Genomic DNA, 20,657 nt, shown 5'->3' on the forward strand with positions numbered 1-20,657 from the left:
AGTGTTGCCACATATTTAATAACTTTAAAAAAGGAGCTATAGCTCCTTTTATTTCCAACTTATAATACGAATTGGATTGCCATTTAAATCAACAATCGCTTTAACAGTATTTTTAGTAATTTTATTACTACCATCCTTTTTGCCCTTAAACGTGATGGTAATTGTTAAAGTATCATCGTCATTTTCGACATATTTAGTTTCAAGATGTTTATAAGTGCTTACATCCTTCAATTTAAATTTTATAAATTTTTCAAGTTTACGATGAACACCATTTTCATCCGTAAATTGAGAGCTTATCATTTGCTGTCTTTCTACTATTGGCTTTAACTCAGCGTATTTAGTTTTATATTCCGAATTATCAGGAACGAGTTCTAATAGTTTACTGTATAAATCGAATCTTTTCTGTAATTCAGATTCAGGAGTTGTATTAAGCTCATTTGACAAATCTGTAATTTGTTTCTGGGTGTTAACTTTTGTTAATTCTGCTTGAGCTTGATCTTTCAATTTCAACAATGCTTGATCTTCTGTAACCTGATATTTACTGGCTAAAGAAATCGCTTCATCATATTTTTCTTCAGTGATTAGCTGATTAATTTGTGAAAAAATATTTTCTTTATTTGAATTAAACTCAGAAATGAGCGCTTTTTTTTCTTTTTCTATCTGATTATCACCATCACTTAATGAAGTTTGTGTAAAAAACCAAAATGCGCCAACAATCAAACAACCACCCAAAAAACAAGCTAAAACTCGCTGCCATGTTTTCATAAAAATCCTTAATCCATTGACTACTAAAAAGACTGCATACTTTACAACAATTTAGTTATTTAACAAATATTCTTTTGTTAAGAACATGATATAAAACTACAATTTTTAATTTGAAAAGACATCATAATCTAAAAAGCTAAAGCCATAAAACCTTTTGCTACAAGCTATCTTATCATTCTCAACAGGTTATCTGCATTACTTTTTTGTGTATAAACTCACCGATAATAGTAAAATTGTGTTTTTGATCACATTAAATTTATCAAAATAAGGAATATGTTTAATTACTAATAAGCGTGAGGATAAAGAAATAAACATCTTATCCATAAAATAGATAGGTTAACTTTTAGATTTAATGAATTTAGTAGAGAATAGTATTAAAAATCATATGTATTACTGTACCGCCTTTAAATTATAAATTTAGTTACCAGTAATAGTAACTAAAATTGATTTGATCCTTAGCTGACAAATTTAACTTTATGCATATAGGAAACACTAAACGTTTATAATTTTGTGTTGGTATAGTATCGGTTTATCCCTATATAGGGAAAGAAACAATTTAATTATAACTAATTGTTAAATAATTAAAATAGTCAATTAAAAACGCTACCAATTTTTTTAGTTTTATACTGAAACATACCCATTTCCTCAAACTTTTTGACAAAATAACAATAATATTAAGGATTGTAATTTAGCTATATTGCTGACTCTAGCTGGTTAATCAATATACATTCTGATTTATTTAATTAAGTGTTCTCGTTAATCATTTCTCTTAAAGTTAAATGATTTTTCTTTAATCCATTTAATTATTTTACTGTGCTTGTTACTGTAATAACTTGTTTTATGCCAAATATTCAAATTCAAACTAATCTAAATTAGAGATAAACGGTTTTCCTTTAATCCATTTAGTTATGTTACCGTGTTCTTTACTGTTATAACTTATTTTGTACCAAAGAATATCGTATTGGTATTCATTCAAAATCTCATCTAAAATTGTGACAAAATCGTGTTTGACTAGGAAAATATCTGTTGCCGAGTTATCATCAGGTTGATTATAAAGTTGTGTTTTTTTATCATTCTGTATATAAGATTTGATGTTTCTTTTTATTGGCGAATCGTTTAATAATGCCGATAAAGCCTTTTTATCATAAAACTTGATATTTCCTTTTGAATCGACAATATCCAGACCAATAAAACGTTCTGGAATAAAAGGATTACCCATACGTTGATAAATTTCATCTTGTTGTTTAAATTGGTATTCTTTTTCTTTGTTTGCTATAACAACCATATATTTATTCAACTTATAATCTTTTATCGATGAATAGCGACGGTAAAAACTGATATCATTGATTTTGCCGATAAAAACATCAAAATTTTTGTATTTCAGACTCTTCTTATTCTCAGTAAAATCTGAAAAATCATATATTAATTCTAAATAAAACTCAGGAAGTAAATTGTCAAATCCCTCTTCAACTTCTCCAAAGCCATCTTGAACAATTTGCAAATCACCACAATAAGAATATTTAACTTTTATTCCAGTTGTTAATGTCTTATCCATGTATGAACATTCAACCATTACATTATTATCATCAATGATCATGGGAATATAAGCCTCAACATTTTTTGGTGATTTGAAAGTATAATGGAATACGGGTGTATTTTTATCATCCCAGTTTGAAAACATGACACCAATCTTACCTGCCATTCCAATAACATTTTTAAGCGTTTTATTAAAATTTTTGCCGTGTATTTCTAATATAGCGGGATATGGAAAAACTCTATCTTGATTTTCATCTTCACAAAAGTAAGATGTGAATTTATAAGGTTGATTGTTAATATCAAATTGATAATCTCTAACAGAGGTTTTATTGGTACAGGACTCTTCAGCGTGACAAACCATACTAATTGTCATCAATAACAGTAATAAGAACATTTTTTTCATATCAGAACTTCTCAACTAGAATGATTATTTTTTCATTTTATCTTGTAACTATAAATATTTTAACTATTTTTGTTGGACTAAATACAAAATATTGAGTATTGCAGTTTTTGCTTGATGACTGTTTTTCCAACAAGTTGAGCCTGTTAATAATGCACCTTTGTTAAGAATTTCATCTAAAGAGGCGTTGCGTAATTTATCAAAAGAATCAAGTTTCATTTCTTCAAGTCTTTCAATAATTTTAGTGCCAACAAATTTTAGTTCTAATAATTGCTGGCGTTCGGTTTCTGAAAAAGCCATATTCATCCTATTAGGTTATATAGTTATATTTAATATTAAGTTACTTTTAAACTGGATTGTTGAGTTTTTTCCACTTTCTGATTTTCGACCTAAAGGATTTAAATGGCGCAACAGAATTGATGTGAATAAAACGAGCGACTGTCCAAGATTCAGGATAAGGTTTAGTCCAATTACGAACATCTTTAATAAATAATGTGTTATCATTTAAAGACTCAATCCAATTGTTCCAAATCGTAATTTGTTGGTTAAATGATTGGATTAATTCTGATAGAGGTAGATCTTGATACGTATCATAGAATGTTTGATATAAACTGCCTAAACGATTCCATTTATACCCAGGTGCAGGTAGCTCGGGCGTTTTTCCTGCTAGTTCGTCATCATCCCAAGATTTAACTAATTTTAACCATCCTAACTGATAAGCAATCATTTGGGCGGGTGTACGATCAACACCGTCAATTAAAAGATCTTTTTCAGATTCTGATAAATCAGTGAATTCATTAATAAACAGCTTAGCGGTTTTATTTATTTCATCCAATAACTGTTGTTTACTTGCATAAGCCATAAAAAAACTATCCTTATTTTTCTTTATTATTAAATTGTTTTAATTCTTCATCAATAAAATAACGAACCAAATTAGCATATAACTCTTTGATCACATCACCATTTAGCCCTAACTCATTTGCCCAAAGCTTTCGTTGTTCAAGCATGCTGTCAAAACGGGCTTTTGCTTGTACATCATTAGCATTTTTCTTAAATTTACTAGCAGCTTTGACATATTCAAAACGAGTAGCAAATAGTTTTATAACAGTATGATCAATTTTATCGATCTCAGTACGAATATCATTCATATCGTAACATTGTTTAGGTGATCGGGTAGAGTTATATTCCATGACATTTAACCTTTAGATAGTTATTAATATTGTAGCTATTGTGATGATATGTTATATCTTAAACTTCATTAATACAGTTTTCATTAATCCATAATCTTTATTTAAATTGATTTGAAGAAACAAACCTCATTAATTTCATCACAATATGATTTTTGGCTTATTCAATACAAGATATCTTTACCAACAAATATAATACACCGTTACTTCAAATAAGTAACTCAATTATAAACTTACTAACATTATTAGTTTTTGTGTTGAATAACATAATGTTAATAAAATTGACCTTTAAACCTTGTGTTTGTTAGGTTTTAAAGGATTTAAAAGTATGTTACTGATTATTGAGCCAAGGGAAACTAAACAACGCAAGAAAAACACTTGTTAATAATATATTTTTATTTTTAACAAATCCAAACGTATACCTAAATCGAAAAGTGACTCTATAAAGTGATTAGATTTCAAACAATTATAATTTACTTGAAAGTCTCTTTAAAGGAGTTGTTTTTAAAATCAGATTTAAAATTTTGACAGTGTGAAAATTTGTTTAGACGATAGGTATCCAACTAGATAAATTTTAAATTTAAATAACTATCCTACTTCACCAAAATACCAACGTTCAACAAAATATTCTTTATCTTCCAAATCAAAATCATTTCTTAAAACACCTTTCTCACAAAAACCTTGAGGCAATATTAATTCCCATTCTTTTGATAAACTTCTGTTTAGAGTAGTATCTAATTTTTCCGGTTCTCTATCCCAAGCTTCTGTCTGATACTTAAAATATTCTTCTGAAGTATAGATACAAATTTCACTAGTAAACATATCGGGCAAACAAATAACGCAAGTAACTCTAAAATGTTTAAGATTTGATGGCTTTGCTTGATAAATCTGATAAGTAGCATTAATTAAATATTGAGCGCATTGAGCTTGAGTAATTTGATCCGTATACTTTCCCTGCACCAATCGAATATCAACAGGAATTTTTATATTCCAATATCGTTTATCTTCAGTGATTTGTTCAGGAAAATAGTCCAAGAAAGATTTAGACCAAGCCTCAAGTACTCTTAAACGACGTTTTTTCCCTCTCAGTTTCTTATTGGTCAAATAGAGTCTTCCTGTCATATATTTACCTGAATAAACTCATTTATTCAAAAGAACATAATATTATATATATATCATAAATCACAACTACTCCCATTAAAATAAAATTTTATAAAAAACTGTACATACTATACATGGTTTCTTATAAGCCTTATTATATAAGGACTTACGCTATGTATAGTCTTCATTTTAACTATACATAACTCTACTTTTTTACTATACATAAAAACAAAAACCGCCAATTATGAAGTGACCCCATAAAGTTGGACACTTTTATTAAGCGGTTTTTAAATAATTGATTTATATTAAATCAAGTCAGACAAGAATTTTAATTTAATTTTAATCATTAACTGTGGTTGATTAACAACATGACCCGTAGCGATTAAATCTGAACCTGATTCTGTAATATCTAAATCTAAATCTAAATCAAATTCTTTAATACTACCAAAAACTGAGGTTTCATTAGTGTTATATTGAGTCACATGAAGGATTATTTTTGCCCCTTTAATTTCACCTTGATAATAACAAACAAAATCACCACCATTCACTTTGTTTTCTTGAATTGTAATAATTCCATTTCCCCAATCATACGTGTTGCTATCAAAATTTGCAGAATAAAGACCATTTTTCATATTTATATTACCTGTTTTTATATACACAGGTGTTATTATATACAGTGAATAATATTTGATCAATGCTTTGTTAAAAAATTTTAACTTTTAGTTAATAACGAGCAATTAAAAAGTTATTTTTTTGTTAATTCGATTGCTATTTTTTCTTTTTATCGAAAGGATGTGTGATATCTTCTACCCAACTTATAGCAATTATATATGCAAATAGAAAAAATAATGCTGACCCGATGATAAAATCATTTTCTACGTCACGGAAAAAATTTTTCCTAAAACAAATGCTGCCCTGTATTCCCATAAATAAATACGACCAGATTATCAGAATACGTCGAGTCCATCTTAAAGGTTTGTTATATTTATAATCCTTTTCTGTAAAACGAGAACGACGAAAATAATAGCAAGCACACAAAGTAGCTATAGATAAAAAATAATAAATAAAAATAATAAGCATTATTAATTCTCTTCACTCTCAATTGTATATTGCTCACCGTCAGGAGTCGTACAGAGGTAATACTCTCTAACTTCATCGTTGCCGTCACGAACGCTAACAAATTCACAACTAAGAACTAATTCACCTACATTTGTAATTGTCTCTGGCTCAGGGATAACTAACTCGGACTCATCAGTATTGTTATTATGAAAGAATAAGCTTTGGTAGAGTATTCTTGCCATAATGATTTTAGGTATACTGCGTTCATATCCCTAAGAATATACCTAAAAAATTTGATAGTAAATGCATCTTACTGGAGCTTAATGAATAAAAAATAGACTTTAAGCATTGTTTTTGTTGGGTTTGATGTGTTTTAAGTGATTTAAGTGATTTAAGTGATTTAAAAGAATGTTATTGAATAGTGAATTGGTGGAGCCAAGGGGGATCGAACCCCTGACCTCAACGCTGCCAGCGTTGCGCTCTCCCAGCTGAGCTATGGCCCCAATAGAAAGGTTTAAACTGCGACTAATGATATGCAACTAAAGATTAAGTGTCAATCTATTTGATTTTATTTGTCTGATAAATAATCAAAAAATTTCTGCCACAATAAGTGTGGCAGAATATGGGCTTATTAAGGTAATATTGAAGGTTGATCGGCGCCTTCTGCCTCTACTTTTGGAGGCATAAAGTGTTCACGTTTAACACCTAATTTAAGTGACATATACGCAGCCACATAAATCGATGATACCGTACCAAGTACAATACCAACGCCTAATGTTTCTGAGAAGCCTTTCAACATAGATCCACCAAAAATATAAAGGATAATAACTACTGCAAGCGTTGTGCCTGATGTCATTAAGGTTCGATGCAATGTCTGTGTCAAAGAGATATTAATAACATCGTAAGGTGATGCTCGACGTATTTTTCTAAAGTTTTCACGAATTCGATCGAATACCACAATGGTATCGTTAAGTGAATAACCTATTATTGATAGCATCGCCGCAATAATTGTGAGATCTAATTCACGTTCAAACAGTGATAGATACCCAGCAGTTATTACAACATCATGCGCCAATGCAACTACCGCTCCAGTACCAAATCGCCATTCAAAACGAAATGCAATATAAATTAGGATACAAACTAATGCTGCACAAATTGCCAAAATACCATCTTGAGCAAGTTCAGCACCAACCGTTGGTCCAACAAATTCAATTCGTTTAATTTGTGCATCTTCATCAATTTCTTTATGTATTAAATTAGAAATTTTTGCACCTAATTCATTATCAATTACTGACGATGTACTACCATCCTCTTGCTTATCTGAAGGTAATCGAATGATAATATCTTTACTGCTACCATAGTATTGTACAACTGGTTCATGATAACCAGCATTACGCAAACTATTACGTAGATCATCAAGATTAACGTCTTTGGTCACAGTTATTTCAACAGTTGTACCACCTGTAAAATCTTGTCCAAGATTAAAACCTTTAACAAAGATAATAACAAATGATGCCACTACCAATAACATTGAGATTACAAAAGCAACAAAGCCAAATTTTAAAAAGTCGAGGACTCTGCGGCCATGATTCAATTCTCTTACATCATGATTTTCATTTTTATTAACAGTCACAATAAACCTCTAAATTGATAACTTATTAACACGGCGACCGCCATAAATAAGATTGGCCAATGCACGAGTACCTACAATCGATGTAAACATTGATGTTACGATACCTATACCCAATGTTATAGCAAAACCTTTGATTGATCCTGTGCCGACGGCATAAAGGATAACCGCAGTAATTAATGTCGTTAGGTTAGCATCAAATATACTACTCCAAGCGCCTGCATATCCTTCATTAATTGCATGTTGAACGCCACGACCATTACTGAGTTCTTCTTTTATTCGCTCATTAATCAGAACGTTGGCATCAACTGCCATACCAACCGTTAATACTATTCCAGCGATACCAGGCATACTTAATGTTGCTCCAGGCAATAGAGACATGATTCCGACAATTAAAATAAGATTAGCGACTAATGCAAGGCTTGCAAATACACCGAACAAACGATACATGACTAACATAAAGATAACAGAAACTAATAAGCCCCATACACAAGATTCTAAACCTTGAGTAATGTTCTCTTGTCCCATTGATGGTCCAACAGTACGTTCTTCAATAATTTGGATTGGCGCAATCAATGCCCCTGCTCTTAATAGTAGAGATAAGTTTTTAGCTTCATCAACGCTGCTTATACCCGTTACTTGGAATCGTTCACTAAAAATACCTTGAATTGTCGCAACATTAATAACACGTTCTTGTTTTTCAAGAATCGGTTTATCATTTTCATCACGTTTGCCGGTATCTTTATATTCAACAAATAATGTAGCCATTGCTTTATGAATATTTTTTTGAGTGAAGTTTAACATCGCCTTACCACCTGAATTATCAAGTGTAATGGAAACTTCTGGTTGACCATATTCATTAACTCTAAATGAGGAGTCGGTAATATGATCTCCCGTTAAAACGATGCGTTTATAGAGTAAAACAGGACGTCCATTTTCCATAAATTTGATTTCAGATCCGTAAGGTACACGCATTTCACCTGTAAGCATGGCTGGTAAATTGGCGGTATTTTCTTCATTTACTTGTCTAAATTCAAGGGTAGCAGTTGCACCTAAAATACGTTTAGCTAATGCTGTATCTTGAATACCCGGTAATTCGACAACAATTCGATCTGCACCTTGACGTTGAACAATCGGTTCAGCTACACCTAATTGATTTACACGATTACGTAAGATGGTCGTATTTTGTTGGACTGCATCATTCTTAGCTTGTTGTAATCGTTGTTCACTAACGCTTAAGGTAATACTGTTTTCAGTTTGAGAGATGAGTTTAAAATCTGGGATGCCATTGATCTTAGTGATGGCTTTGTTACGATCTTCGGTATTATCAAATTGCATGACAATTTGTTGATTACCATCTTTATTAAGTGCTTTATATTTTAATTTGCTATTATTAAACTCAAATTTTAAATTTTCGATGGATTGTTCAGTAAGTTTACTTAATGCTGTGGTCATATCTACTTCCATTAAGAAGTGAACACCACCTCGCAAATCTAAACCAAGTTTCATCGGCTCTGCACCTAATACAGTAAGCCATTTTGGTGTTGCTGGAGCCAAATTTAAAGCAACGATATAAGCGTCACCTAGCTCTTTCGAAATCAGCTCTTTAGCTTTTAGCTGAGTATCATTATCACCAACACGAATTAAGATAGATTTATTTTCAAAAACAAAGGATTTGGTTTCAATGTGGTTATCCGCCAAAATTTTTCTGATTTTATCTTGTGTGGTAATATCAATTTCAGAAGTATTAGAACCAGAAATCTGTATAGCAGGATCTTCACCATAAATATTAGGAAGTGCATAAAGAAGGCCGACGCAAATCACGACGACCAACATAATGTACTTCCACAAAGGATAGCGATTTAACACGACGTATTCTCTTGTGGGATTAGGTAATTAACACAATGAACTATAATAGGAAACACACTATTATAGTGATTTCATTGTCCCTTTTGGTAAAACAGATGTGATAAAGTCACGTTTGATCACAACTTGAGTTGAATCATTTAATTCTAACGCAATATAACCATTTTCGTTAACTTTTGCTACTCGACCAATAAGTCCACCATTAGTTAATACTTCATCACCTTTAGAAATAGCAGCCATTAAGTCACGATGAGCTTTAGCTCGTTTTTGTTGTGGGCGCATAATCATGAAATAGAAAAACAAACCAAATACAACTAACATAATAGGTAAGAAATAAGGATTAGTTTCAACTGCAGCGCCATCAGCAGCATAAGCATTAGAAATTAAAAAGTCCATACAGGTCCTCTTGATTCAAATAAAATATTAAAGGTCAGAATTATAACACAAGAAACAAATCTGTTATTAACTATTTCTTGTCAAGAAGTTTCAGATTCACTATACGTTTGAGTATAAAAAATAGCGATTTATATTAGATAATCTATAATAATTCCGCCAACATGATAATGAAGGCGGAAACGTATTTAAAACGTATTTATTAGGTTGTTAAGTATTGCGCCATGCTTACCAAGTTGAATAACCATTTTGGATAAATCCCGCAAATCAAAATTAATAGTGCAGAAAACGCAATCATAAGTTCACTTATTTTAATATCCTGCCATTTTAACTTAATCACTGGATTGTTTGTTAATTGATCATCGCGATAAGTCGGTCTGATATAAAGATTGATTATCAAACGTGCATAGAAATAGAGCCCTAATGCACTACCTATTACTACAGCGGCAATTAACCACCACAATTCCGCAGTCACACCTAATAATACTAGTAAAAAGCGACCTACAAAGCCGGCTGTAAGCGGTACACCTGCTAATGATAATAAGCCCATTCCCATAGTTAATGCTAAAATCGGTCTACGCCAAAATAGACCAGAAAGGTCGACTTCGTTTTCATGATCTTGCAGTTCATTTGAATGAGATTCTAGACTAATAACACCTAAAATACAGATGTTTGCCAAAATATAACCGATTAAATAGACGCCAATGGTTTCTAAAGCAAGTACTTGATATTGTACGGAAATTAAAGCGATCAATAGATACCCGAAATGTGCAATTGAGGAGTAAGCTAGCAACCTTTTCAAACTAGTTTGCATTAACGCAACTAAATTACCCCATAAAATTGATAAAAAGGCCATGATAACTAAAATCATACGAATGGTTTCATTATTAACAATCGGTGCCAATAAAAATAATCTTGCAATAGCGCAGAATAATGCAACTTTACCAACTGTTGATAATAGCAAAGCCACAACAGTAGGCGCGCCTTGATAAACATCAGGTAACCAAAGCTGAAATGGAACCAATGATAGCTTGAAACCTACGCCAACGAGTATTAAACAAACTCCCATCAGTAGTAAATTACTTGGATAAGACATCGTTGAGAGTTGATAGCTTAAACCACTAAAAGTAAGCTCACCTGTTGTAGCATAATAAAAGGCTATTCCCATTAATAAAAACGCACTCGCCACAGCAGATAAAATCATATATTTAACGGCAGCTTCTAAGGAGTGAGTTTGAATATATTGGTATCCTATTAATCCGACAAAAGGTATTGAAAGCAATTCAATACCAATAAAGAATGCAATTAAATGGCTAGCATAGACAAGTGTTACACCGCCTAACGTCATAAACAATAAAATGACGTAAAAAAGATTATTAGATAAATGCTCTTGTACAAACCAACGATAAGCCAAACAAGATACGATAATGGCAATAATTAAAACTAAGCTAGTATATAATAATCCATAACCATCACACGTAAAAAGTGCAGTGATCTGACGAGCTTTCCAATATTCCATTGAAGGATCTGTTTGTTGATCGGTATCACTTTTATTGTTATCAACCGTTGCAGTATCTGTATTAGTATTACTTCCAGCAGTAGTACTCGCTTCAATATTAGTGTTCGTTACATTATTATTACCAGTTTCGGTGTTAGTATTAGCTCCAGCATTAATATTAGTTTCTTTATTAATGTTAGTGCTAGCTTCATTATTAGTTTGGGTTTCTGAATTAGTATTAGTTTCGCCATTAATGTTAGTATTAGCTTCAGTATTAGTGTTGACTCCAGAATTAGTATTAGTTTCTTTATTAATGTTAGTGCTAGCTTCATTATTAGTTTGGGTTTCTGAATTAGTATTAGTTTCGCCATTAATGTTAGTACCAGCTTCACTATTAGTGTTGACTCCAGAATTAGTATTAATTTCGGTATTATTACTTTCGGTTTTGGTATCAACTTGCGGATTAACACTGTTTTCATTAGCCGAATTGCCTGTTTCAGTTGGTACGGCTTCAACAGCAATAGTTTCCTCACTTGGCGACACAGCGTCTTGACTAGATGCATCAGAATTGTCCGATATTTGCATATTATCATTACTAATATTAGTAATCATTTGGGTTCTAGATGAAATATTGTATCCAATAATGACAGCACAAGCTAATGCACACCCTAAACCACATATGGTTATCAAAGCGCATGTTTTTGTATTTATTTTTAAGAAAATTAATAAGATAAGCAAAACAATGATAGTCAAGCTTATTACAAATATAGGCGATAATGCTATCATAAGTTATTACTCTCCCACTTGCTCTGCAGTTATATATTGCTGTGTTTGATTCACCACAGAATAAGACATATCTAAAACTATTTGCGGATATAAGCCAATAAAGACAAGTACAATAAATACGCTAGCGAGTAGCAAAATATCTTTTTTATCAAGTTGATGCTTGGTTACACAACCTTTTTCAACAACGCCATAAAATATAGGTTGCATTCGAATAATTAAAGAAATTGACACTAGTAATAGGCCAACAACGAGCAAAATTGTATAAGATGAAAAAGATGAATAACTGCCAAGTAGCATCATATAATTTCCAACAAAATTAGCTGTTCCTGGAATACCTAAAATCGCTAACATAAAAAATAGGGTAAAAGAAGATATATAACGTACTTGTTGCTTAAGACCCGTAAATTGACTAATGTTTCGTGTTGAATAACATTCTACTAACAAGCCACTAATCATGAACATGCCAACAATTACTAAATTAATAGCAATCATTTGTATCACAATGCCTTGGTAAGCAATAACAGAACCACTATAGATAATTGCAGTTACAAACCCCATTAAAGCGATATGTACATAAGCAATTAATTTTTTAATATCGGTTTGAATAAATGTCAGTAATGCCGAGTAGATAACCGTAAATAATGCCATTATCATAATTAACGGCATAATCATAACAGAGGCATTAGGAAAAAGCGGAATAACAATACGTAATAAACCAAATGTCGCGGTTGTGAGTAATAATCCACTTATCATCATTGAACCAGTAGTTGATGATTCAATGTGCGCATCAATAAACCAGCTATGAAAAGGTACAAATGGGATACGTATAATAAAGGCAGCTAAAAAACCTAGCATTAGCATAAATTCAGTGTAACTTGAAATAGGTGTTTTGGTTAGTTCTTGGTAATCAAATGTCCAATGACCGGATAAAGTCCAGTTAATTAAAGCCAATGAAACAATTGAAATCAACATCAGTAAACTACTAATTTGTGTATAAATTAAAAATTTACTTGCTCCATTAAAACGTAATTGAGAATTTGAATCTCGTCTTCCCCATAAAGAAATTAGAAAATAGATTGGGATTGCCACTGCTTCCCAAAAAAAGAACATTAAAAATAGATCTGTTATGACAAATAACATCATAATGGCAGATGTCATAAATAAAATGCATAAATAAAATAAACCAAAATTATTAGGGCTTTCTTTACTTGAATAACCAATTGTTAGTAAAACAATAAATAGAGTTGAAGTAATTAAAACTAACGATAGACCATCTAAGACTAAATGAAAGTGAATATTAAGCAAAGGGATCCATTCAATGTTAACTTCTTCTTTCCAATTATTGCCTTGCTGTAAAACAGTTATTCCTTCTTGCCATAAACTAAGTGATAACAATAGAGTTATAAAAATGGTTATGAAAGCAATAATCATCGGCAATTGATACCAGCGCGATACCATTCGCGAGGATCTTACAATCCGCAATAAAAATACATGGCATAACCAACTAATAAATCCACCTATAACAGGTAAAAAAACAAGCCATAACAACATGAATGATTACACCTTTATTAAATAAAAACCAGTAACATTAATATAATAATGCTGCCTATAACAATAGATACCATATACCACCGAATATGCCCATTTTCAAAGCTGACAATATATGAGTTTATTTTTTTTATGCCCAACATAATCCAATTGTCCCAAATCGCCAATGGATCTTTTTTAAGCATGTTAGCTAAATGCTGATAAGGTTTCACGAAAATGATACTCAGTAAATAATCAAATCGCCAATCACAACTACATAATCTTATAATAATTTTAACCACTGGCGTATTTAATACTTCTTGCACTTCACTATTTGGGTGTGCATAAAAGATATAAGCAATAACAAAGCTTAATATGGTTACCGCAGATAACAATAATTGAAACGATAACTGACTATTAGTATCATATTTAGCAATAGGAATAATACTTTGTACAGGTATTGGCAAATAGATAAAAATGGCTGTCGTAAATATGAGTAAGATAAAAATTGGACAATAACTAATCCATTTTGTTTTAGCAAATTCAGCAATTTTTGGTTTATGATAAAAGACCATAAAAATTAGGCGCCAAATACTTAAGCTAGATAACAAAATACCTAATAAACCAATCGTTCCAGCCATTAAATGATCTTTTATCATTAATCCCCAAATAATATCACCTTTAATATAAAATGAAGCTGAAATCCAAGGAATCGCACTTAACGATAACATAATAATTAAAAATATCGCATTGAGAACAGGGAATAATTTTACAAGTCCACCGAGTTTATTAATATCTCGCTCGCCTTGACATTTTTTGAGCAATATTGCCGATGCTAAAATCAATAAAGTGCTAGTTACAACATAATTAATTAAACAATTAAGCGATAATCCCCAATTTTGTGTTGCAAAAGCATAAAACAAATAACTTATTTGGGCTAAATTAATATAAGTTACGATTCGTTTAACATCACTTTGAACCAAGGCGATTGAGCTTGCAAATAAAACCGTTAGCGAGGAGAAAATAGTCATGAGGGCTAATGTGTCACTAGACATCATAAACAAGTTACTTAATCTTAAAATCAAGTATACACCCGCTAATATAACAGTAGATGATTGCATTAAAGCTACCGCAGGCATTGGTGCTAATGTTGTTTCGACAAACCAAGATTGCATTGGAAAAAGAGCGGACTTACTAATAGCACCTAAAAATAGCATTAATGTGATCCAAAATATAATATCGGAATCAATCGCTAAATTGTCATGAGCTTGAGTTAAAATTTCACGTATATTTAAAGTATTTAAAGTTTGATAAAGTAAAAATACACCAATGATTAAAAAGATATCCGTTAAATGCATAATAACAAAAGCTTTAACGGCAGCGTAACCATTGCGCAATTGTTTATAATAGATGCCAATAAGTAAGTAAGTACTTATACTTACTCCTTCCCAACCAATAAGCATAACAAGTAGATTATCAACCAATATAATGGTTAACATACTCGCGATTAATAAATTGCTATAGGCATAAAAAGTATAGATATCTTTTTTTGATGTTAGATAACTTGCTGCAAAGAAATAAATTAATAATCCCAAAAATGCAATTATCACTAAGAAAGTTAACGATAAACCGTCTAACGTTAATGATAAAGGTACAACAAAATCCCCAACAGAAAACCAAGTCCATAATGGTCTTGTATATACTAACAACATATCCGGAACTGTGTTTTTTATAAAATCAATACAGGTAAATATAGTAATAAGATTTGTTATTAGCATTGTACTAAAGCCAATAATCATGACGTTGATTGGTCGAAGATGTCTACCCAAGCAAACTAACAACAAAAAAGACAGCAAGGGAGTAATAATAGTTAAGTAAAGTAAATTCATCCTTTCATTTCACTCAGTGAATCAATATTAAAGATTTTACGGCGATAAATTAATTTCATAAACAACGCAAGTCCTACACAAGCTTGAGCTAATACAGTAATCACCGCTAAAATAGCAAGGAGTTGTCCTTCCGATTGTTGCCAATAGCTACTTACAGAAACCAATGCAACAATAGCACCATTATTCATAATCATAAGGCTTAATAACAAAAAATAGAGATTACGTCGAATCATTACCCCTAATAAACCTATCACAAATAAAATTGAGGCAAAAATAAGACTATACATAAGAGGAATCATATTACTTCTCCGACAAGAGTCGATGCATAAAATGATAAGCGATCACAATTGCACCTAATAATAAAAAACCAGCGAGTTCAGATATCAAAATGTAAGCATATACTGACATTTCATGCATCAATTCGTGCGATTCTTTAATCTGTGAATAGTCAGTACTAACTACACCATAAATAAGAACAACGAGTAAAATAAATGCTAAAACTAAAGGCCCTAACCAAATTTTAGGACTGATACCTCGTTTTCTATTTTCAACATTATCTATACGAATTTGCAATACAATGGCAACAGATAAGAACAAAGTCACTGAGCCGGCAATAAATAATAAAATGTATAAGACAACGGAAAAATATGCATCAAGCAAGATAAATATTAAGGCTGAAGAAAAAAGTGAAACCATAAAGTACAAAAGAGCCTTATCAACACGTAAGCAACTAATTGCTTTTATACTGGCAAACACCGCAATAATAGACGCAATATAGAAAACAATAAGCATCAAATAATAATCCAATATGCATTTATAGTTTTGTTAGTATATACCCAAATCATATCAAGATACAGTTTACTGACATTGTATTAACATAAAGCAAACATAAAAAGATGAGATTTGGTTAAAAAATGTTAGAAAATTTTGTTTTTATCAATCAGTAAAGTATAACAAATATAATTAAAACGTTAAAAAAAATAAAAATTATAAAATTTTATGATTTAAATTCAATGTGGTATTGTTATAAAGTGTATAAGTTAAACACATTAACTAACATCTATTCCAACGCCTTTAAATTGTCATGCTCATTAGACAACTTAAAGTTTGTTATGACTTAATAAAGATAAAAACGAGAAGATAATGAACAGTGAATATTCCTCTATGCGAAGCAACGTCAATATGCTAGGTACTTTACTAGGTGATGCAATTAAACGGGCTACAGGTAACGATACTTTTGACTTAGTTGAACAAATCAGACAATTATCAAAATCAGCTCAACAAGGTAATAAGCAAGCTCATAATAAGTTACTTAAACTGATTGAAAATCTTAATGATGAAGATTTATTACATGTGGCTCGTGCATTTAATCAGTTCTTAAATTTAGTTAACACCGCAGCAGAATATTATGGAATATCCCCACATGGTGAAGCATCAAGTAGCCCTAAAAAAATGACAGAACTGTTTAGTACTTTAAAAAATCTTAATTTTTCAAATCAGACGATCACTCAAGCCATTAATGATCTTTCGATTGAACTTGTGTTAACTGCACATCCAACAGAGATCAATCGCCGAACCATGATAAATACTTATACAGCGATTAATAGCTGTCTATCGCAACTTGATCACGACGATTTAGCAGATTATGAAATAGAGCGAATTATGCGTCGTTTGAAGCAGTTAGTTTGTCAAGCATGGTACACCGATGAGATTCGTAAAAAAAGACCAACGCCACTGGATGAAGCTAAATGGGGCTTTTCGGTTATTGAAGATAGTCTTTGGGAAGGGGTACCACTCTTTTTGCGCGAATTTAATGATCAGTTAGTCGATGCATTTAATGAACAATTATCCGTTGAGCATGTACCAATTAAATTTACTTCGTGGATGGGTGGTGATCGCGATGGCAACCCTAATGTAACAGCAAAAGTGACTGAAAAAGTTATGTTGCAAGCTAGATTAAAAGCAATTGAACTTTTTTTAGCGGATATTCAAATTCTGGTTCGTGAATTATCCATGACTGAGTGCAGTCAATCTGTCATCGATCTATTAGATGAAAATAATAAAGCTGCAACTGAACCTTATCGCGCGGTAATGAAACAACTGCGTGCACGTTTAGTAAAAACTCACAGTTTTATAGTGTCATTATTAAATAACGAACAAGTATTACCCCCAGCGGATATTTTAATTAAAAACGAACAATTATGGGGACCACTCTATACATGTTATGAATCATTAATCGAAAATGGCATGTCAACGATTGCACATGGACCACTGCTTGATACTTTGCGACGTATAAAAAATTTTGGTCTGCAACTGGTTAGATTAGACATCCGACAAGATAGTTCCGTACACACAGAAGCACTGGATGCATTAACCAAAGAACTTAACTTAGGCAGTTATGCCGAGTGGTCAGAAGAAGAAAAACAGGCTTTTTTGTTAACTGAACTTCAATCAAATCGTCCACTGTTACCTTACCATTGGCAACCAAATGAAATGGTTCAAGAAGTTTTAGATACCTGTCGAGTTATTAAAAAGGCTGGTGAAGAATCCATTGCTTCATACGTTATATCAATGGCCAAAGCACCTTCAGACATCTTGGCTGTTTACTTATTATTAAAAATAGTTGACTGTCAAAAGGTAATTCCTGTAGCGCCATTATTTGAAACCTTAGACGATTTAAATAATGCCAAGACAGTTATGCAAAAACTGCTTGATATTCCATGGTATCGCGAAAAGATTCATGGCAAGCAAATGGTTATGATTGGCTATTCTGATTCAGCTAAAGACGCAGGAACGCTTGCTGCATCATGGGCTCAGTATCGTTCACAAGAAGAGTTAGTTAAATTATTCGAAAAATATAATATTAATTTAGTTTTATTTCATGGTCGTGGTGGCTCAATTGGTCGTGGTGGTGCGCCAGCACATGCCGCATTATTATCTCAACCGCCTGGGTCATTGAAAGGAGGGCTTCGAGTCACCGAACAAGGTGAAATGATTCGTTTTAAACTCGGTTTACCTGAAGTAGCACTCAGCAGTTTGATGTTATATGCCTCAGCCATTTTGCAAGCTAATTTATTACCACCACCTGAACCTAAACAAAACTGGCGGGATATTATGGACGAAATGTCTGATATCTCTTGTCGTTGTTATCGTAGTTACATTCGTGAACGTTCTGAATTTGTCGATTATTTTAGAGCAGTAACACCAGAAACTGAATTAGGTAGATTACCACTCGGTTCTCGTCCACAAAAAAGACGAACAGGAGGCGGTATTGAAAGTTTAAGAGCCATTCCATGGATTTTTGCTTGGACACAAAACCGTTTGATGGTTCCTTCTTGGCTCGGTGCAGGAACAGCACTCAAACAAGTTATCGAAAAAGGTAACAAAAATCTACTTAAAGACATGTATCATAATTGGCCTTTCTTTAATGCTCGCCTAGGTATGCTCGAAATGGTGTACGCAAAAGCAGCACCAAATATCCATGAATATTATGAGCAAAGACTTGTTGATCCTGCCTTATGGCCGTTAGGAGAAGAGTTAAGAAATCTATTAACGCAAGATATCAACACGGTACTCACTATCACTGATGATATCAGTTTGATGGCCGATCTACCCTGGATTGCAGAATCTGTTGCATTACGTAATACCTACATTGAGCCACTAAATTTATTACAGGCTGAATTATTAAGTCGTTCGCGTAATCGTAATGAGGATGAAAATAGTAACGTTGAACAAGGATTAATGATCACCATCTCTGGTATTGCGGCAGGTATGCGTAACTCAGGATAGTTAAAAACAGGAAAAAATAAAAAGAGCAATCAATTGCTCTTTTTATTTTTCTAATAATTCATCTAAATATACTTTAGCATCTTGGTCACCTTGCTCACTAGCTTTAGTAAACCAATATATCGCTTTATTAATATTTTTTTCTGTCCCTTCGCCATCTAAATACTTAATAGCTAAATTATATTGAGCATCAACACTACCTTGCTCAGCCGCTTTTATGTACCATTCTATGGCTTTTGCAATATCTTTTGACACTCCACCACCAACATCATACATAACTCCAATATTATATTGAGCATCAGCGTTACCAGCTTCCGCAGCTTTAGTAAACCAATTGGCTGCCTGCACATTATCGGGTTTAGTACCAGTACCCGTTGCATACATGATGCCTAAATTATACATGGCAAGCACATTACCTTGTGTAGCGGCTTGAGTATAAAAATAGATGGCTGCAACATAATCTTTAGTCAACCCATCGCCGTGCTCTGACATTAATCCTAAATAGTATTGGGCCTCTGGATTACTTTCTGTCGCGGCTTTACTAAACCAGTCGGCAGCAATCAAACGATCTTGTTCAACACCATCACCAAAAAAATACATAATGCCTAGATTTAGATAAGCATCTAAAACACCTTGATTACCCGCTTCAACAAAGTAGTTAACCGCAATTGATGGATTTTTGTCGGTGCCTTCACCATTTTTATACATTAAGCCTAAATTATATTTGGCTAATGCATAATCTTGATCTGCGGCAAGTTTGTAATATTTGAACGCTTCATAGGGATCAGCTACTGTCCCCAAACCATTTTGATACATAAATGCCAAATTATTTTGTGCTTTAGCCAAACCTTGATCTGCCGCTTTTTTATACCAAAATAATGCTCTAATATCGCTAATTTCAACACCTAATCCTTGTTTATAAATAGTGCCTAGAGAATATTGTGCTTCAGCATTACCGTTTTCAGCAGATACACGCAAAGAAGGAATCAATGCCCCAGGTTCGGCAACTTGTAGATCCATATCTGATTGCACTTTAGTTTCACTCGCCAAAGCACCATAAGAGATGAATAAAAATAGTACCAATAAAATTTGAAGTTTTTTCATAAGTTTTTTATTACCATAACATGGTCAATAATTATACACAATTATCTAAAAAAAATAGTTTTTATTTTTTTGATTCATTTATCTACAGTACATAATTTTAACTATAATTATTTTTCACTTGCAATATTTA

At 32.2% G+C, this 20,657-nt stretch carries 18 protein-coding genes and 1 tRNA gene; 1 reads left to right on the plus strand and 18 read right to left on the minus strand.

The annotated features are described in order from the left end of the window. Window positions 1-48: 48 nt before the first annotated feature. From GAPWK_RS11865 to GAPWK_RS11950, 17 genes are all read right to left on the minus strand, one after another. Window positions 49-765 (minus strand): hypothetical protein, encoded by a 717-nt coding sequence (locus GAPWK_RS11865; RefSeq protein WP_025316442.1) that lies wholly within the window; start codon window positions 763-765, stop codon window positions 49-51. Between the two features lie 862 nt (window positions 766-1,627). Then, window positions 1,628-2,704, minus strand: coding sequence for a hypothetical protein (locus GAPWK_RS11870; RefSeq protein WP_025316443.1), 1,077 nt, complete (start codon window positions 2,702-2,704; stop codon window positions 1,628-1,630). Between the two features lie 63 nt (window positions 2,705-2,767). Further along, window positions 2,768-3,001, minus strand: a complete 234-nt coding sequence (locus GAPWK_RS11875) for a hypothetical protein (protein WP_025316444.1) — start codon at window positions 2,999-3,001, stop codon at window positions 2,768-2,770. A 46-nt stretch (window positions 3,002-3,047) separates the two neighbouring features. Continuing rightward, window positions 3,048-3,563, minus strand: coding sequence for a ClbS/DfsB family four-helix bundle protein (locus GAPWK_RS11880; protein ID WP_025316445.1), 516 nt, complete (start codon window positions 3,561-3,563; stop codon window positions 3,048-3,050). A 13-nt stretch (window positions 3,564-3,576) separates the two neighbouring features. Further along, window positions 3,577-3,891, minus strand: coding sequence for a chorismate mutase (locus GAPWK_RS11885; RefSeq protein ID WP_025316446.1), 315 nt, complete (start codon window positions 3,889-3,891; stop codon window positions 3,577-3,579). A gap of 585 nt (window positions 3,892-4,476) precedes the next feature. Next, window positions 4,477-5,010 carry a DUF3916 domain-containing protein gene (locus GAPWK_RS11890; RefSeq protein ID WP_025316447.1) on the minus strand — a complete coding sequence of 178 codons (534 nt, stop codon included), beginning with the start codon at window positions 5,008-5,010 and terminating at the stop codon, window positions 4,477-4,479. Between the two features lie 284 nt (window positions 5,011-5,294). Then, on the minus strand, window positions 5,295-5,621 hold the full coding sequence (locus GAPWK_RS11895) for a GrlR family regulatory protein (protein ID WP_025316448.1): 327 nt from the start codon (window positions 5,619-5,621) through the stop codon (window positions 5,295-5,297). 450 nt (window positions 5,622-6,071) lie between these two features. After that, window positions 6,072-6,290, minus strand: coding sequence for a hypothetical protein (locus tag GAPWK_RS11905; RefSeq protein ID WP_025316450.1), 219 nt, complete (start codon window positions 6,288-6,290; stop codon window positions 6,072-6,074). Between the two features lie 185 nt (window positions 6,291-6,475). Beyond that, window positions 6,476-6,551 (minus strand) — tRNA-Ala (locus GAPWK_RS11910). Between the two features lie 128 nt (window positions 6,552-6,679). Then, window positions 6,680-7,681, minus strand: a complete 1,002-nt coding sequence (gene secF, locus GAPWK_RS11915) for a protein translocase subunit SecF (RefSeq protein ID WP_025316451.1) — start codon at window positions 7,679-7,681, stop codon at window positions 6,680-6,682. A gap of 9 nt (window positions 7,682-7,690) precedes the next feature. Next, entirely contained in the window at window positions 7,691-9,547 is a 1,857-nt protein-coding gene (gene secD, locus GAPWK_RS11920) for a protein translocase subunit SecD (RefSeq protein WP_025316452.1), read from the minus strand. Between the two features lie 60 nt (window positions 9,548-9,607). Then, window positions 9,608-9,940, minus strand: coding sequence for a preprotein translocase subunit YajC (yajC, locus tag GAPWK_RS11925; protein ID WP_025316453.1), 333 nt, complete (start codon window positions 9,938-9,940; stop codon window positions 9,608-9,610). Between the two features lie 199 nt (window positions 9,941-10,139). Beyond that, window positions 10,140-12,221, minus strand: coding sequence for an NADH-quinone oxidoreductase subunit N (gene nuoN / locus GAPWK_RS14820; RefSeq protein WP_051516287.1), 2,082 nt, complete (start codon window positions 12,219-12,221; stop codon window positions 10,140-10,142). A 6-nt stretch (window positions 12,222-12,227) separates the two neighbouring features. Next, window positions 12,228-13,772, minus strand: a complete 1,545-nt coding sequence (locus tag GAPWK_RS11935; RefSeq protein WP_025316454.1) for a complex I subunit 4 family protein — start codon at window positions 13,770-13,772, stop codon at window positions 12,228-12,230. Window positions 13,773-13,789: 17 nt separating this feature from the next. Continuing rightward, on the minus strand, window positions 13,790-15,460 hold the full coding sequence (locus GAPWK_RS11940) for an NADH-quinone oxidoreductase subunit 5 family protein (RefSeq protein ID WP_158413606.1): 1,671 nt from the start codon (window positions 15,458-15,460) through the stop codon (window positions 13,790-13,792). 173 nt (window positions 15,461-15,633) lie between these two features. Then, window positions 15,634-15,936, minus strand: coding sequence for an NADH-quinone oxidoreductase subunit NuoK (nuoK, locus tag GAPWK_RS11945; RefSeq protein WP_025316456.1), 303 nt, complete (start codon window positions 15,934-15,936; stop codon window positions 15,634-15,636). Window position 15,937: 1 nt separating this feature from the next. After that, window positions 15,938-16,429, minus strand: a complete 492-nt coding sequence (locus tag GAPWK_RS11950; RefSeq protein WP_025316457.1) for an NADH-quinone oxidoreductase subunit J family protein — start codon at window positions 16,427-16,429, stop codon at window positions 15,938-15,940. A 351-nt stretch (window positions 16,430-16,780) separates the two neighbouring features. Here GAPWK_RS11950 and ppc point away from each other — a divergent pair, with 351 nt between their 5' ends. Next, complete coding sequence (ppc, locus tag GAPWK_RS11955) at window positions 16,781-19,426, plus strand: phosphoenolpyruvate carboxylase (RefSeq protein ID WP_025316458.1); 2,646 nt, start codon at window positions 16,781-16,783, stop codon at window positions 19,424-19,426. Between the two features lie 42 nt (window positions 19,427-19,468). Here ppc and GAPWK_RS11960 read toward each other — a convergent pair whose 3' ends face one another. Then, complete coding sequence (locus tag GAPWK_RS11960) at window positions 19,469-20,527, minus strand: SEL1-like repeat protein (RefSeq protein WP_025316459.1); 1,059 nt, start codon at window positions 20,525-20,527, stop codon at window positions 19,469-19,471. Window positions 20,528-20,657 lie beyond the last annotated feature (130 nt).

It is taken from the genome of Gilliamella apicola (genome assembly GCF_000599985.1).
Lineage (GTDB): Bacteria > Pseudomonadota > Gammaproteobacteria > Enterobacterales > Orbaceae > Gilliamella > Gilliamella apicola.

Bases quoted from the DNA above. Each gene is read 5' to 3' on its own strand.
- GAPWK_RS11890 (WP_025316447.1), bottom strand. From the start codon at position 5,010: ATGACAGGAAGACTCTATTTGACCAATAAGAAACTGAGAGGGAAAAAA.
- GAPWK_RS11895 (WP_025316448.1), bottom strand. From the start codon at position 5,621: ATGAAAAATGGTCTTTATTCTGCAAATTTTGATAGCAACACGTATGAT.
- GAPWK_RS11940 (WP_158413606.1), bottom strand. From the start codon at position 15,460: ATGTTGTTAGTATATACAAGACCATTATGGACTTGGTTTTCTGTTGGG.
- yajC (WP_025316453.1), bottom strand. From the start codon at position 9,940: ATGGACTTTTTAATTTCTAATGCTTATGCTGCTGATGGCGCTGCAGTT.
- nuoK (WP_025316456.1), bottom strand. From the start codon at position 15,936: ATGATTCCTCTTATGTATAGTCTTATTTTTGCCTCAATTTTATTTGTG.
- GAPWK_RS11905 (WP_025316450.1), bottom strand. From the start codon at position 6,290: ATGGCAAGAATACTCTACCAAAGCTTATTCTTTCATAATAACAATACT.
- GAPWK_RS11960 (WP_025316459.1), bottom strand. From the start codon at position 20,527: ATGAAAAAACTTCAAATTTTATTGGTACTATTTTTATTCATCTCTTAT.
- GAPWK_RS11880 (WP_025316445.1), bottom strand. From the start codon at position 3,563: ATGGCTTATGCAAGTAAACAACAGTTATTGGATGAAATAAATAAAACC.
- GAPWK_RS11870 (WP_025316443.1), bottom strand. From the start codon at position 2,704: ATGAAAAAAATGTTCTTATTACTGTTATTGATGACAATTAGTATGGTT.
- nuoN (WP_051516287.1), bottom strand. From the start codon at position 12,221: ATGATAGCATTATCGCCTATATTTGTAATAAGCTTGACTATCATTGTT.
- GAPWK_RS11935 (WP_025316454.1), bottom strand. From the start codon at position 13,772: ATGTTGTTATGGCTTGTTTTTTTACCTGTTATAGGTGGATTTATTAGT.
- GAPWK_RS11950 (WP_025316457.1), bottom strand. From the start codon at position 16,429: ATGCTTATTGTTTTCTATATTGCGTCTATTATTGCGGTGTTTGCCAGT.
- GAPWK_RS11875 (WP_025316444.1), bottom strand. From the start codon at position 3,001: ATGGCTTTTTCAGAAACCGAACGCCAGCAATTATTAGAACTAAAATTT.
- ppc (WP_025316458.1), top strand. From the start codon at position 16,781: ATGAACAGTGAATATTCCTCTATGCGAAGCAACGTCAATATGCTAGGT.
- GAPWK_RS11885 (WP_025316446.1), bottom strand. From the start codon at position 3,891: ATGGAATATAACTCTACCCGATCACCTAAACAATGTTACGATATGAAT.
- GAPWK_RS11865 (WP_025316442.1), bottom strand. From the start codon at position 765: ATGAAAACATGGCAGCGAGTTTTAGCTTGTTTTTTGGGTGGTTGTTTG.